Annotated in this window: 14 protein-coding genes; 9 read left to right on the top strand and 5 right to left on the bottom strand. The window is 57.5% G+C overall.

All coding sequences use genetic code 11. The features are described from left to right. Positions 1-13: 13 nt before the first annotated feature. A complete protein-coding gene (locus GC127_RS08495; RefSeq protein WP_151977572.1) occupies positions 14-3,619 on the bottom strand; it encodes a hydantoinase B/oxoprolinase family protein in 3,606 nt (1,201 codons plus the stop codon). Positions 3,620-3,735: 116 nt separating this feature from the next. On the opposite strand from GC127_RS08495, the gene GC127_RS08490 reads away from it, so the two are divergent. The 7 genes from GC127_RS08490 to secB all read left to right on the top strand — a co-directional run bounded on the left by GC127_RS08490 (position 3,736) and on the right by secB (position 9,647). Further along, positions 3,736-4,710 (top strand): TRAP transporter substrate-binding protein, encoded by a 975-nt coding sequence (locus GC127_RS08490; protein WP_237183428.1) that lies wholly within the window; start codon positions 3,736-3,738, stop codon positions 4,708-4,710. A gap of 58 nt (positions 4,711-4,768) precedes the next feature. Then, positions 4,769-5,329: a TRAP transporter small permease gene (locus GC127_RS08485; protein ID WP_151977571.1), complete on the top strand. Its 561-nt coding sequence runs from the start codon at positions 4,769-4,771 to the stop codon at positions 5,327-5,329. Next, positions 5,319-6,623 carry a TRAP transporter large permease gene (locus GC127_RS08480; protein ID WP_151977570.1) on the top strand — a complete coding sequence of 435 codons (1,305 nt, stop codon included), beginning with the start codon at positions 5,319-5,321 and terminating at the stop codon, positions 6,621-6,623. The genes GC127_RS08485 and GC127_RS08480 overlap by 11 nt, the downstream gene beginning before the upstream one ends. Before the next feature lie 56 nt (positions 6,624-6,679). Beyond that, complete coding sequence (locus tag GC127_RS08475; protein ID WP_008282760.1) at positions 6,680-7,120, top strand: winged helix DNA-binding protein; 441 nt, start codon at positions 6,680-6,682, stop codon at positions 7,118-7,120. Between the two features lie 38 nt (positions 7,121-7,158). Further along, a complete protein-coding gene (locus GC127_RS08470; RefSeq protein ID WP_254700038.1) occupies positions 7,159-8,067 on the top strand; it encodes a hypothetical protein in 909 nt (302 codons plus the stop codon). Between the two features lie 255 nt (positions 8,068-8,322). Next, entirely contained in the window at positions 8,323-9,096 is a 774-nt protein-coding gene (locus tag GC127_RS08465) for a hypothetical protein (RefSeq protein ID WP_151977566.1), read from the top strand. A 56-nt stretch (positions 9,097-9,152) separates the two neighbouring features. Beyond that, positions 9,153-9,647, top strand: a complete 495-nt coding sequence (gene secB / locus GC127_RS08460; RefSeq protein WP_151977564.1) for a protein-export chaperone SecB — start codon at positions 9,153-9,155, stop codon at positions 9,645-9,647. On the opposite strand, the gene dnaQ is transcribed toward secB, so the two are convergent. From dnaQ to GC127_RS08440, 4 genes are read right to left on the bottom strand one after another with little or no spacing between them, the layout of a single operon-like run. Next, positions 9,644-10,339 carry a DNA polymerase III subunit epsilon gene (gene dnaQ / locus GC127_RS08455; RefSeq protein WP_151977562.1) on the bottom strand — a complete coding sequence of 232 codons (696 nt, stop codon included), beginning with the start codon at positions 10,337-10,339 and terminating at the stop codon, positions 9,644-9,646. The genes secB and dnaQ overlap by 4 nt on opposite strands. Continuing rightward, positions 10,332-10,952, bottom strand: a complete 621-nt coding sequence (gene coaE / locus GC127_RS08450) for a dephospho-CoA kinase (protein ID WP_151977560.1) — start codon at positions 10,950-10,952, stop codon at positions 10,332-10,334. The genes dnaQ and coaE overlap by 8 nt, the downstream gene beginning before the upstream one ends. Then, positions 10,949-11,797, bottom strand: coding sequence for a shikimate dehydrogenase (locus tag GC127_RS08445; RefSeq protein WP_151977558.1), 849 nt, complete (start codon positions 11,795-11,797; stop codon positions 10,949-10,951). Before GC127_RS08445 ends, coaE begins: the two co-directional genes overlap by 4 nt. Beyond that, positions 11,794-12,393 (bottom strand): Maf family protein, encoded by a 600-nt coding sequence (locus GC127_RS08440; protein ID WP_151977556.1) that lies wholly within the window; start codon positions 12,391-12,393, stop codon positions 11,794-11,796. Before GC127_RS08440 ends, GC127_RS08445 begins: the two co-directional genes overlap by 4 nt. 419 nt (positions 12,394-12,812) lie before the next feature. Here GC127_RS08440 and hemJ point away from each other — a divergent pair, with 419 nt between their 5' ends. Beyond that, a complete protein-coding gene (gene hemJ / locus GC127_RS08435) occupies positions 12,813-13,262 on the top strand; it encodes a protoporphyrinogen oxidase HemJ (RefSeq protein ID WP_151977554.1) in 450 nt (149 codons plus the stop codon). Positions 13,263-13,385: 123 nt separating this feature from the next. After that, complete coding sequence (gene rho, locus GC127_RS08430) at positions 13,386-14,657, top strand: transcription termination factor Rho (RefSeq protein WP_037298660.1); 1,272 nt, start codon at positions 13,386-13,388, stop codon at positions 14,655-14,657. Positions 14,658-14,661: the final 4 nt, after the last annotated feature.

The following is a 14,661-nucleotide window of genomic DNA, read 5'->3' as shown; positions in this document are numbered from 1 at the left end:
AGGGCGGCCGGGGTCAAGCCCGGCCAAACCCCCCCGCAGTCGGTGTGATGACGGTCACGGCTTCGCCTGCCTGAAGCACCGTCTGGTCACAGGCGTTCAGCACCTCGATCTTGCCCGATAGACGGCGGACTTCGGTCCGACCCGCCTCGCCCGCGCCGCCGCCCGAGCCGCCTTGCGGTGCGCGGTTACGGTGCGACGACAGGATCGCGCAATCCATCCGGGTGAGAAACCGCAATGTACGGCTTGTGCCATCCCCGGCATTGACAGCCCCTTTGCCGCCAGACCCCGGACGCAGGGCGAAATTCTCTAGCAACACGGGAAAGCGCAATTCGAGAATTTCCGGATCGGTCAGGCGCGAATTGGTCATATGCACATGCACGCCCGAAGTGCCGGGAAACGTCCGCCCGTCGTTGAACTGCCCGGCAGGAGAGCCGGAACAGATGGTTTCATAATACTGAAATTCGTCATTGCCGAAGGTCAGATTATTCATCGTGCCCTGACTATTGGCCATCGCCCCCATCGCGCCAAACAGCGCGTTGGTCACATGCTGCGATGTTTCGACATTGCCCGCAACCACCGCCGCCGGATAGCGTGGTGAAAGCATAGAGCCTTCGGGCACGATGATCCGAATGGGGCGCAGGCAGCCTGCATTCATGGGAATTGGGGCCTCGACCATGATCCGGAACACATAAAGGACGGCGGCGCGCGTCACCGGCTCTGGCGCGTTGAAGTTGTTTTTGCGGACCTCGGAGGTGCCGGTGAAATCCACCGTCGCTTCGCGTGCGGCGCGGTCTACCGTGATCTTGACCCGGATCACCTGACCGGTGTCGGTTTCATACTCATACGCGCCATCCGACAATTTCTCCAGCACCCGCGCCACCGCCTCGGCGGCGTTGTCCTGAACGTGGCCCATATAGGCCTGCACCACATCGAGACCAAAATTGCTCACCATCTTGCGCAGCTCGTTGATGCCGCGCGCATTGGCGGCGATCTGCGCCTTGAGGTCGGCCACATTCATGTCGATGTTGCGGCAGGGATAGGGGTGGTCACTGAGGATTGAGCGCAAAGCATCCTCGCGGAATTGTCCCCGGTCTACCAGTCGAAGATTGTCGATCAACACACCCTCTTCATCCACGGTGGTCGCAAGCGGTGTCATCGAACCGGGAGCGGTGCCGCCGACATCGGCATGATGACCGCGCGACGCGACCCAGAAGAGGATGGCTTGCCCAGCCTCATCAAAAACCGGCGTGACAACGGTAATGTCGGGCAAATGCGTGCCACCGTTATAGGGCGCGTTGAGGGCGAAGACATCGCCGGGGTGAATGTCGCCTTCATTGAGGCGAATGATCGTCTCGACGCTGCGATCCATAGAACCAAGGTGCACCGGCATATGCGGGGCATTGGCGACCAAGGCACCCGTGGCGTCAAAGACCGCGCAGGAAAAATCCAATCGCTCCTTGATGTTGACCGACTGCGCGGTGTTTTGCAGGGTCACGCCCATCTGTTCCGCGATCGACATGAAGAGGTTGTTAAACACCTCGAGAAGGATCGGATCAGCCTCGGTCGTGCCAATCGCCATGTCACGGGCCATCCGCTCGTGGCGGGATAAGAGCACATGGTCATGTGCCGTAATCTCTGCGCGCCAGCCGGGCTCGACCACGATGGTCTGGTTCTCTTCGATGATCAGGGCAGGCCCGGTGATGGTAGAGCCGGGTGTCAGGCCCGCGCGGCGGAACACGCTCGCAGGGGTCCAGTCACCATTACAAAACAGCCGTGTGCGCGTGTCGGTCTGCGCCTCGGCTACGTTGCGGGCGGCCTCGCTCTCGGGGGTGTCAGGAAGGACGGCATCTGTGGCCTCAACCTCGGCGCTGTCGATGATCACGCGCTTGTCGGGCGTGGTGAAGCCGAATTGCGCCAGATGCGCCGTCTCGAATTCCGCACGCGCCTGTGCGGGGGTATCATAGGCCACCGGCAGAGCAGTATCGGTGCCGTCATAGCGCAGATAGAGGCGGGGTCGAGTGTCTGCCCCGGTCACGCCCTGCGCCTGCATTTCCTGCATGACCTGCGCAGTCAGATCGTTCAGCACGCATGTGATGACGTTGTCGCTGCCGTCCTCCAGCGGCTCCACCACCATCTGTTGCCGCGACGCGCTAACGCGGGCAAGCCCGATGCCATAGGCTGACAGAAGGCCAGAAAGCGGGTGGATCAGAACCTTTTCCATGCCCAAGGCATCGGCCACAAGGCAGGCATGTTGCCCACCTGCGCCACCAAAGGAATTAAGCAGGTAGCGGGTCACGTCATAGCCGCGCTGTACCGAGATTTTCTTGACCGCGTTGGCCATATTTTCCACCGCGATACGCACAAATCCTTCGGCCACCTCTTCGGGTGATTTGCCGTCGCCTGCCTCTGTGGCGATCTGTGCAAAGCGGGCTGAAACCATATCACGATCGAGCGGTTGATCCTGACCGGGGCCAAAGATGGGCGGAAAGAAATCTGGGTTGAGTTTACCCAGCATGACATTGGCATCAGTCACCGTGAGCGGCCCGCCGTTGCGATAGCAGGCAGGGCCGGGATAGGCGCCGGCGCTGTCGGGGCCAACACGAAACCGCCCCGGTTCGGCATGCAGGATAGAACCGCCACCTGCCGCCACCGTATGCACCCGCATCATGGGCGCACGAATGCGCACGCCCGCCACCTCGGTATCAAAGGCGCGCTCGTATTCGCCCGCAAAATGCGCGACATCGGTCGAGGTGCCGCCCATATCAAAGCCGATCACCTTGTCAAAGCCAGCAATCGCAGCCGTCTGTGCCATGCCAACGACACCACCTGCTGGCCCTGAAAGGATTGCGTCCTTGCCCTGAAACCGCTCTGCGGCGGTCAAGCCCCCCGAGGACATCATGAATTGTAGCGTGGGGCCGGGTTCGCCCGGCGGGGTCGCACCAAGCGCGGAGGCCACCCGCGCCACATAGCGGCGCAGAATGGGCGAAAGATAAGCATCAACCACGGTCGTATCGCCGCGCCCCACCAGCTTGATCAACGGCGACACTTCGTGACTGACCGAGACCTGTGTAAATCCTGCATCGCGCACTGCTTCGGCAAGGGCCAGTTCGTGCGCGGGGTTTTTCCAGGAATGCATAAGAACAATGGCGGCGGCATCTATCCCTGCGGCGCGCGCCTCGGCCAGATCCTTGGCAATGACCGTCAGATCAAGGGGGGCTTCTACAGTTCCATCGGCGCGCAAGCGCTCAGGTACTTCGATCACGCGGGAGTAGAGCTGTTCGGGGAGCAGAATTTCCTTGGCGAAAATATCTGGTCGCGCCTGATAGGCGATGCGCAAAGCGTCGCGAAACCCGCTTGTGATCAAGAGAACCGTGGCATCCCCTTTGCGTTCCAAAAGCGCGTTGGTTGCCACGGTCGTCCCCATACGCACGGTGCCGATGCGGTCTGCATCAATGGCACCGCCCAAAAGACGCCGGATGCCTTCAATGGCGGCATCCTCATAAGCCTCGGGATTTTCGGACAAAAGCTTGAGCGGTTCAATGCTGCCCTCGGGGTTGCGTCCGATCACATCGGTAAAGGTGCCACCACGATCAATCCAGAAATCCCATACTTTGGTCATCTTGTTCATCCCCGCTATGCTTCATTTACATTTTGTTGACAAATTATAAATGATCCGTCAAGCTTTCCTTGAACCGGGGATACAACCGGTCACTTCGCTCAATCAGGGAGACGACCATGAAACACTTCACCACCCTCGCCCTCTCAGGAGCCTTTGCCCTCAGCTTCGGTACTGCACAGGCGCAAACGGCTTGGGATATGCCCACGCCTTATGGCGACTCTGTCTTTCACACACAGAATATCGTGCAGTTTGCCGAGGATGTCGCGGCGGCGACGAATGGCGAGCTAACCATCACCGTGCATTCAGCAGGTTCGCTCTATGCGCATCCTGAAATTCGCGACTCCGTGCGCCGCGGGCTGGCCCCCATTGGGGAAATCCTCATGTCGCAGCTGGCAAATGAGGATGCGGTCTTTGGTGTCGACTCAGTCCCATTCCTTGCGGCAAGCTATGACGATGCCAAGAAACTTTGGGATGCCTCACGCGATGAGGTTACAGCACGTTTGGCAGAGCAGGGGCTGACCCTGCTCTTTGCTGTGCCATGGCCGGGTCAGAGCCTCTATCTGACAGAGGAAGTGACCGCGCTTGACCAGATGAAAGGTGTCAGTTTCCGCGCCTACAACACTGCAACCGAACGTCTGGCGCAATTGATGGGCGCTGTTCCAACGACGGTCGAGGCCGGGGATATTCCGACCGCTTTCTCGACATCGCGCGTCGCGGCGATGATTACCTCTCCCTCGACGGGTGTCTCGTCACAGGCGTGGGATTTTGTGAGCCATTATATCGACACGCAGGCTTGGCTGCCCAAGAACATGGTGTTTGTGAATACAAGCGCCTTCGAGGCCCTGAGCGAAGCGCAGCAACAGGCGCTGTTCGAGGCCTCTGTCACGGCAGAGGCGCGCGGCTGGCAAATGTCGATGGCAGAAACCGAGGAAAAGATCGCGATCCTCAAAGAGAATGGCATGCAGGTTTCTACTCCTTCTGAGGATTTGGCCAATGGCCTGCGCGAGATTGGCGAGACGATGGCCAACGAATGGAAAGCCAGCGCCGGTGACGTGGGCGTGGCGATCCTGTCCGCCTATACGGCACGCTGACCCCTTTGGCGCGGGGGCAAGCCCGCGCCACATTTCTCTGACATAAGGGAGACTGCGGATGCTGCGCGGGCTGCTTGATCGTCTTTATGCAGCGGGGTTTGTTTTGGCCGCCCTCGCGCTTGTTACAATTGCCGGGCTGGTTCTGGTGCAAGTGCTGGGGCGAGTAATCGACAAAACCTTGCTCGCCATTGGCCAAGAACCGGTGGGTATCGCCATTACATCCTTATCAGAATTGGGCGGGTTCCTGTTCGTTGGTGCGGTTTTTCTGGCACTTGCGGGTACGCTTCGGTCGGGTGGCCATGTGCGAGTGACGCTGCTGATCCATTCAGTGCCGCCGTCTGCTGCGCGGATGCTATCTGGCGTCGCTCTTTTTCTGGCACTCGGCCTATGCAGCTTTGCGCTCTACAGCGCGGGGGTGCAGGCATGGGATTCATGGGCCTTCAACGCAGTCTCTTTCGGTATGGCGAAGTTCCCCCTCTGGGTGCCGCAAACGGTGATGGTGGTGGGGCTGTGCCTATTCTGGGTGGCCTTGCTCGACGAGTTTGTCACGCTCTTGCGCGGGTCCGTTCCATCATTTCAGCAAGCCGAGGATGGCAAAGGGGTTCAGGATGGGCATTGAAATCCTCTCTCTTCTCTTGATTGTCGTCCTTTTTGGGGTGTTGGCGCTTGGCCTGTGGGTTGGGTTTGGCCTGATAGCAGTCGGGCTGGTGGCAATGATGCTGGCCAGCACCGCACCGGCCGAGCTTGTATTTGGCACCAAAGTTTGGGGCGCGCTGAACATCTGGGATCTTACGGCGCTGCCGATGTTCATTTGGATGGGTGAGATCCTGTTCCGCTCGCGTCTGTCGTCTGACATGTTTTCGGGTCTTGCCCCCCTGACTGGACGACTGCCGGGGCGTCTGCTCCATGCCAATATATTTGGCTGCGCGCTCTTTGCCGCAGTCTCTGGGTCGTCCGCTGCGACGACGGCAACCGTTGGGCGGATGTCTGTGCCAGAACTCACGAAGCGCGGTTATGACGACCGGATGATCATCGGCACACTGGCCGGATCGGGCACATTTGGGTTTCTCATTCCGCCTTCTATCATCCTGATCGTCTATGGCGCTGCAACAGAACAAAGCATCGCGCGGCTGTTTCTGGCGGGGATCGGGCCGGGAATTTTGCTTGCTGTGCTTTTTTCCGGTTACACAATGATCTGGGCGCTGATGAACCGAGAGCGCATGCCCGAACGGGAACCGGCAACATCATGGGGTGAAAAACTCCGGGCTCTCACGCTCTTGGGGCCAACGATCCTGTTGATCGTCGCGGTAATCGGGTCGATCTATGCTGGATTGGCATCGCCGACAGAGGCCGCTGTCGTGGGCGTGTTAGGTGCGCTGATCCTGTCGGCCATTGGTGGTTCGCTGGATTGGCAGAGCACGTGGGAGGCACTGCGCGGTGCGACGATCACCACCTGCATGATTGCCTTTATTCTGGCAGGCGCAGCCTTTTTGACTGTTGCCATGGGTTATACCGGCATTCCGCGCGCCCTGGCGGCGTGGATCGGAGAGCAGGGGTATTCGCCCATTCTGTTGCTCGCGGCACTTGTGGTGTTTTTCGTCATTCTCGGCATGTTCCTGGACGGAATATCCATCGTTGTGCTGACCACCTCAGTGATCCTGCCCATGGTGCTTGCTGCCGATATTGATCCGATCTGGTTCGGCATTTTCCTTGTCCTCGTTGTAGAGATGAGCCAGATCACACCCCCTGTGGGGTTCAACTTGTTTGTTCTGCAATCCATCACCGGGCGCAGTATTTTCGAGATTGCGCGCTATGCCTTTCCGTTTTTCCTGCTCTTGGTGCTGGCCACCGCCATTCTGACGCTATTTCCGGAGATTGCCCTATGGATACCCCAAACAATGCTGGCGCGTTAGGGCCTGTTGTCTCATCGGCACATCTGGCCAATTCGGGATTACCGGAACTGTCAGAGATGGAGTTTGCCCTGACCATGGCGAACCACGCATTTCAGCGCTGGATGGTGCGCTGCATGACGGCGGCAGGGATGCCGGGACTGACCCCGCTAGAGGTTTTGATCGTGCATCTGGTGCATCACCGGGAGCGCGCCAAAAGCCTTGCCGATATCTGCCTCGTGCTGAATATCGAGGATACGCATCTGGTCAATTACGCTGTGAAAAAGCTGGAAAAGCAGGGGCTTGTGCGCTCTGGCCGCAGCGGCAAGGAAAAGACGATCACCATCACCGAGGCAGGGCAAGACTATTGCGCGCAATATGGACGGGTGCGCGAAGCGCTGCTTGTTCGTTCTGTGCAACAGATGGGGGTTGACCCGGCAGAGGTGTCGCGGCTTGCAGCGCTGCTTAGGGCGCTGTCGGGTGGGTATGACCAAGCGGCACGTGGGGCGGCAGCGATTTGATTGCGCTTCTGCATGGTTTGGCGCGGCAGGGGCGCTTGATGCTTGTTCTAGGGTTGGTCGTGGGCATCTTGGCACCCAGATTAGCCAAGGAATTGGCGCCCTTCATCTTTCCGATGATTGTTTTCCTTTTATTTCTCAGCACCCTTCGGGTTGACGTTCTGCGCGCCTTTCCTGCTTGGGCCGATGTTCCCGGCTATCTGGGAATTACGCTGATGATGCAGGTCGCTTTTCCGATGGGTGCCATCGGGCTATTGGCGGTGATGGGTGCGCTGACTTCTATCCTTGGGATCGGGATGGTGTTGGTGCTGGCCGCCGCCCCGCTGACGGGCAGCCCGGGCCTTACCCTGATGGTGGGGGGCGATCCGGCACCGGCCTTGCGACAGTTGATCATTGGCACGATGCTTTTGCCGCTCACCGTCTTGCCGGTGTTTTGGGTGATGCCGGTGTTCGGTAGCCCTGCAGTGGTGGCCATTGCAGCGGCAAAGCTGCTTGGTGTGATTGCTGTTGCGGGCGGGCTTGGCCTGATTTTGCGCCGGTGCTTTAGTTTCTTTCAATCATTCCAAGGGGAAAGAGCGGTTGAAGGCCTGATAACCGTGGTAATGACCGTGGTTGTCGTTGGGTTGATGTCCGCAGTAGGCCCAGCATTGCTGACGGCAAGCCCTGAGCTTTGGCGCACATTGGCAGTTGTTTTTGGTCTGAATTTCGGGGCGCAGATCACCATTTTCTTGGGGGTGACCCGGTTTGGCCGCGCAGAGGCCGCACCAGCACTTGCCGTTATTGGAGGGAACCGCAATCTAGCGCTCTTTCTGGGCGCGCTGCCTGCGAATACGGCCTCTGACTTGTTGCTTTTCATCGGCTGCTATCAGGTTCCGATGTACGTTACCCCATTGGTTATGGCTCCATTGATGCGGCTTTTGAAAAGGCGCATGTCGGATATGCCCTCTTAGATGTCTGATTTAATACAACTCTAGCGTGATTAGACCTTTGGGCTCTTTCAATTGCGCCTTTAACTTGGGCCTATGGTCTGGTATCTTTCAACGGTCGACCAAAGTGCCGTTTTGTTGGTAAATCTTCCATTCCCTTGATGAAAACAGATTTCGGGCCGCAAGACGGTCCTGAAAAAAGGACGCTGCATGCTGGTATCGTTTCATCATATGGTTGTGTTCTTCTTTATCTGAGTGAACCCACCGACTGAGAGTACATTGATAAAAAAGGATATCAAACCGCGTTTCGACGCGACGCCAGACTTCGGAGCTGCGAAGGGCAATGATCCTTTGCGGATCAATACGCGTGCCAAACCGGGGTTTGCGATTACAACGATCTTGCTGAGTCTCGGGGTTGCGACTGTGGTGTTTGCAACGACGGTTTTTATCCTCCCGTCGCTTTGGTGGGCTGTTCTTGCGGCGTATGCAACGCAGGTCAGTTTTATTCTGGTGATGTTTGGCGCGTATTACATGCGCAACGCCGCGCAAGCACCGCAGAGCCCCTATGATGCAGAGCGGTGGGACGGGATCAACGACAGGCTCATTGATACAGAACCGCCCGTTTGGCTGTCATATCAGCCGAAAATGGAGGGTTTGAACCGTGTGCGGCGGGTCGCGGTAAGCGCGGCAAGCGATCGAAATAGCCGCAAATGTTGTGAATGGCTGGCAGAGTATGATTGCGAGGTGCATTTGTGTTCCGACCATGACACATTGATTGGAGACTTGATTGCAAGGCCAGAGCGGTGGTCCTTGCTTGTGCTCGATGTCGACCACATTGGCGGGTCAGACGCTGTTCCAAGAGAGTTGGAGTATATCCGCAGCGGTCTTGCACAGGTGCCCGTGATCCTGATGAGCAGCCGGGCCGCGAAGGCAAGGTTGGATGTGTTGGTGCCTCGCAAGCAAAATATGGTGTTGGCTAAGCCTTTCTTTCGCAAGTGTTTGTTTTCGGCTGTTGAAAGGCTGAACCCATCCACGGCACAGGATGGGCATTGAGGCAAGGCCCGCGTCCTGCTAAGGGAATGAGAAGATTATCCCTTTAGGAGGTTTTCATGCCCGAACATGAAAATGGCACCGCACAAGCCGGGCCACAAATGAAAATGAACATCCTATCGCAATTCATCCGCGATATGTCCTTTGAGAATGTGCTTGCACAGCGGGGCACTGGGGGTGAGGTGCAGCCGGATGTGCAGGTGTCGGTCAATCTCGATGCCAAGAAGCGCAGCGTGGAGCATCAATATGAAGTGGTGGTCAAACTGACCATCAACTCGCGCAACAAGGCCGCAAATGAAGTTTTGTTCGTGCTGGAGCTGGAATATGTGGGTGTTTTCCACATCGAAGGCGTGCCGGAAGAGCAGCTGCATCCGTTCCTGTTGATCGAATGTCCGCGCATGGTTTTCCCGTTCATCCGGCGTATCGTCAGCGACATTACGCATGATGGTGGCTTCCCGCCGTTGAACCTTGAAAACATTGATTTCGTTCAGCTTTATCGCAACGAAATTGCGCGCCGTCAGGCGCAAGTGTCTGCGCCCAAGGCTGACGCCTAAGAGAATTTCCGCCAGAGCGCGGCGTCGCCCATCTTGGCCACAAAGGCCTGATGGGCGTCATTCTCTGTGGCTGTCAGACGAGAGGCGAGCGGCGTCGGTCTGGGCTGTGGCCGCCAGTGAGCTGTGTCGGTCGAGCCACCAGATTTTGCGGTTGGCCCCGTGGCCAACACGAAATCAGGTTGGCGACCACCGATCAATTCCAGATAAACCTCTGCCAAAATCTCGGAGTCGAGCAGGGCACCATGCAGGGTGCGGGCGGAATTATCTATTTGAAATCTGCGACATAGCGCATCAAGCGAGGCCGGAGAGCCGGGAAATTTCTTGCGTGCGATGGCGAGGGTATCAACCGCCTGATCCCATGGCAGTTGTGGCAGTTTGAGCCAGCCGAGTTCGGCGTTGAGGAATTTCATATCAAACGCCGCGTTGTGGATGACAAGCCGCGCATCCCGCACGAAATCAAGAAATTCCTGAGCAATTTCAGCGAATAAGGGCTTATCGCGCAGGAAATCATCGCCAAGGCCATGAACCGCAAAGGCGGCCTCGGGCATAGCGCGCTGCGGGTTGATGTATTTGTGAAAGGTTCGGCCTGTGGGCATGTGGTTGTAGAGCTCTACAGCGCCAATCTCGACGATGCGGTCGCCGGATTCTGGTTCAAAACCAGTGGTTTCCGTGTCGAGAACGATTTCACGCATGGCCTGCCCTTTGTCTTATGTCGCGAAGGATAGATTGGACCTGTTGGCGGGCGGATTCAAGGGTTTCGGTCTCGATCACATAATCGGCGCGGGCGCGTTTTTCGGCATCAGGTATCTGTTTTTCAAGAATATTCTCAAACTGCTCTGGGGTCATGGTACCACGCTCCAGGACGCGGGCGCGCTGCACTTCGGGGGGGGCGCTGACCACCACGGTGTAATCCATGCCACGATCTGCGCCGGTTTCAAAAAGCAGGGGAATATCGAGGACGAGGACGGGCGAAGGGTCTGTAAGATCTGTAAGGTTCTTACGGTGATTATGTACAAAATCCGCACGGTCGCGCGCGACCAGCGGATGCACGATGGATTCGATCTGAGCGAGGGCAGAGGGATCGCGGGACATGATCGCCTTGAGCCGGGCGCGGGAGATGGCCCCGTCCTCGATCGCCTCGGGGAAGGTGGCCGCCATGGGTGCCACGGCGGCACCACCGGGAGCGTAGAGCCGATGCACAGCGGCGTCGGCATCCCAGACAGGACACCCCTCTTCGTTAAAGAGGCGGGCGGTGGTTGATTTGCCCATTCCGATGGAACCAGTCAGGCCAATCAGAATGGTCATCGCAAGACTGCGGCGCGGGTGGCGCTATCCACATTGGGGCGGACGCCAAACCAACGCTCGAATGCGGGAACCGCCTGATGCAGAAGCATGCCCAAACCGTCAACGGTGACGCAGCCCATTTTTTCGGCCTCGATCAGGAACTGGGTCTTGAGGGGTGCGTAGACGAGATCTGTGACCAACGCGCCGCGCCGCAAGCCATCAAGCGGCACGCGCAGCGGCGGCTTGCCCAACATACCAAGGGACGTGGTGTTGACGACGGTCGTCGCCTCTTCCAGCATATTGCCGGCCTGTACCCAATCGACCACGATCAGACGCTTGCCAAATTCGGATTGCAACGCTTCGGCGCGGATGCGGGTGCGGTTGGAAATGAAGATTTCCGGCACGCCAACATCGAGAAGTGACGCCACCACCGCACGTGCAGCACCGCCGGCACCGAGGACAGCAGCGGGGCCCAACTCTGGCTGCCACGTGGGGGCGTTTTGGCGGAGGTTCTGAATGAACCCATAGCCATCGGTGTTATCGGCATGCAGTTTGCCATCCTTGCGGAAAATGAGCGTATTGGCTGCGCCAATCAGAGTGGCGCGATCTGTTACAAGATCGGCCAAGGCCAATGCGCGTTCCTTGTGCGGGACGGTGATATTGACGCCAACGAAGCCCATTTTTGGCAAGGTTTGTAACACATCAGCCAGATTATCAGCGCTGACATCCATCGGAATATAATGGCCTGCAATACCGTTGGTCTTGAGCCAGTGCCCATGCAATTGCGGCGATTTCGAATGCGCTATAGGCGATCCAATGACGCCCGCCAGTGGGATTCTGGCGAGGGGCTGTTTGTCATCGCTCATTGTTGCAGGTCTCCTCGGAGGGTGAGAAAGGACAAAAGATCGAGCAGCGGCAAGCCGAGCACCGTAAAATAATCACCATCCACGCGAGAGAACAAGCGCACGCCTTCCGCTTCGAGCTTGTAAGCCCCGACGCTCACGGAAATGTCAGGCCAGTTTCGGGCAAGATACCCCTCGAGCCAGTCGTCAGAAAAGGGGCGGACCGTCATGCGCGCCATACCGATATGACGCCAGAGCGGGCGACCCCCCTGACAGATCACCGCCGCTGAGAGAAGATCATGGCGTTTGCCACGCATGGCAAAGAGCTGTGCGCGGGCCTGATCCATGGTTTCTGGCTTGGATAAAAGCTCTCCTTCAAGATCGAGCACTTGATCGCAGCCAATGACAAGCGCTGCGGGATGGCGGGCGCTGATTTTGGTGGCCTTGAGCTCTGCCAAAGCATCGGCGATGTCACGCGGCTTGGCGCCCTCGGCCAGAAGGGCGGCGCGCACGCTTTCTTCGTCGACGCGGGGTGTGACCGCCTCAAAGGTAAGACCGGCGTTTCGCAAGAGGCTCTGGCGGATAGAAGAGCCGGAGGCGAGAATGATGGGGGCGTTCATGTGGATAACCTGCGGAACAACATGCAGGACTGTTTAGGAATAATCCCGGGAGAAATCCATCCCATGCAGCAGAGCGGGGACAACTCTGAATTTCAGGAAGGATCTGAGGTGAGTCATCCTCTGTGGGAAAGAACAACTTTGGTGTGAGGACAATGTTTGATTGGCCGAGTTATCCCAAGGACACGCCGATAACGCAACTTTGGGGAGTTTAGTGTAACCTATTGCGGTTATGAGATATTTTGACGGTCACATCGTGAAAACAACAGAGGCTTGAAAAACCGTCAACAGTGTTGTCCCCATGGGGATGATCCTGTGGGTATGGATTTAATCCACAGTTTCGGCGTGCCCTACTTCACACAACATCCTTTCTTATCTCTTTCTTAATATTTAAGAAGAACAGGGTTAGATCGGAGAAATGCATGAGTGACGTCTTGAGTGTGGCTTATCCTTGGATCAAGGCGCTGCATATTATGTCTGTGATCGCTTGGATGGCGGGGTTGTTCTATCTGCCACGGCTGTTTGTCTATCATACGGAACAGTCCGAGCCGGGGGATAGCTGGGACAGCGTTTTTCAAGTCATGGAATACAAGCTTTTGCGGTATATCATGCAGCCGTCGATGATCGCGACCTGGGGTTTTGGCCTGTTGCTGGTGATGACACCGGGTATTGTCGATTGGGGATCTTTGTGGCCCTATGCAAAATTGGCGGGCGTCGTCGTGATGACATGGTTTCACATGTGGCTGAGCGCGCGGCGCAAGGAATTTGCCCGAGGGGCCAATACGCGCACCGGCAGACAGCATCGGATTATGAATGAGGTGCCGACACTGGCGATGGTGGTGATCGTGCTTGCTGTCGTGGTCAAGTTCTGAGCCGGATTGACGCGGCGGGCCCTCTTGCTTATGTAAGCGCTGGGCCGCTGTTCTGGTGGCTGTCAAATTCCCGTATCTGACCATAGGCCGCATCCGAAATCGGATGTCACCAGAGGATTTCCCATGTCCGAAGACCGTTTGAACCTGTCCGACCTCAAAGCGCTGAGCGCCAAGGAGTTGTTGACGATCGCCGAAGAGCTGGAAATCGAGAATGCCTCGACCATGCGCAAGGGCGAGATGATGTTCTCGATCCTCAAGGAGCGGGCCGAGGAGGATTGGACGGTTTACGGCGATGGTGTGTTGGAGGTTCTGCAGGACGGGTTTGGATTCCTGCGGTCACCGGAGGCCAATTATCTGCCGGGCCCGGACGATATTTATGTCTCGCCTGACATGATCCGACAGTATTCGTTGCGCACTGGCGATACGATCGAAGGGCAGATGAAGCAGCCTGATGAGACGGAGCGGTATTTTGCGCTAACCTCGGTTACGCAGATCAACTTTGAGGACCCGGAGCGGGCGCGGCACAAGATTGCGTTTGATAACCTGACGCCGCTCTATCCTGATGAGCGGTTCAAGATGGAAATCGAAGATCCGACCATCAAGGATCGGTCGGCGCGGATCATCGACCTTGTTGCGCCAATCGGGAAGGGGCAGCGGTCTTTGATCGTGGCACCGCCGCGCACGGGTAAAACGGTGCTGCTGCAGAATATCGCGCATAGTATCGAGAAAAATCATCCGGAATGCTATCTGATCGTTCTCTTGATCGATGAGCGGCCGGAAGAGGTGACGGATATGCAGCGCTCGGTCAAGGGCGAGGTTGTGAGTTCGACCTTTGACGAGCCTGCGACGCGGCATGTGGCGGTGTCGGAGATGGTGATCGAGAAGGCGAAACGGCTGGTGGAGCATAAGCGGGATGTTGTGATCCTGCTTGATTCGATCACGCGGTTGGGGCGGGCCTATAACACGGTGGTGCCGTCCTCGGGGAAGGTGCTGACCGGGGGTGTGGATGCCAATGCGTTGCAGCGGCCCAAGCGATTCTTTGGGGCGGCGCGGAATATCGAAGAGGGTGGATCGCTGACGATTATTGCGACGGCCTTGATTGATACGGGCAGCCGGATGGACGAGGTGATCTTTGAAGAATTCAAGGGCACCGGCAACTCTGAGATCGTGTTGGATCGCAAGGTTGCGGATAAGCGGGTGTTCCCGGCGATTGATATTCTCAAGTCTGGGACGCGGAAAGAGGATCTGCTGATCGACAAGGGCGATTTGCAGAAGACATTTGTTCTGCGGCGGATCCTGAATCCGATGGGCACGACCGATGCGGTCGAGTTTCTGTTGTCGAAGCTCAAGCAGACCAAGACCAATTCCGAGTTCTTTGACTCGATGAACACCTGAGGCG

The sequence above is a fragment of the Roseovarius sp. EC-HK134 genome, from assembly GCF_902498815.1.
In the GTDB taxonomy this organism is placed as follows: domain Bacteria; phylum Pseudomonadota; class Alphaproteobacteria; order Rhodobacterales; family Rhodobacteraceae; genus Roseovarius; species Roseovarius mucosus_A.
Note: the sequence above shows the minus strand (reverse complement) of the source record. Positions and strands in the feature narration are given on the sequence as shown.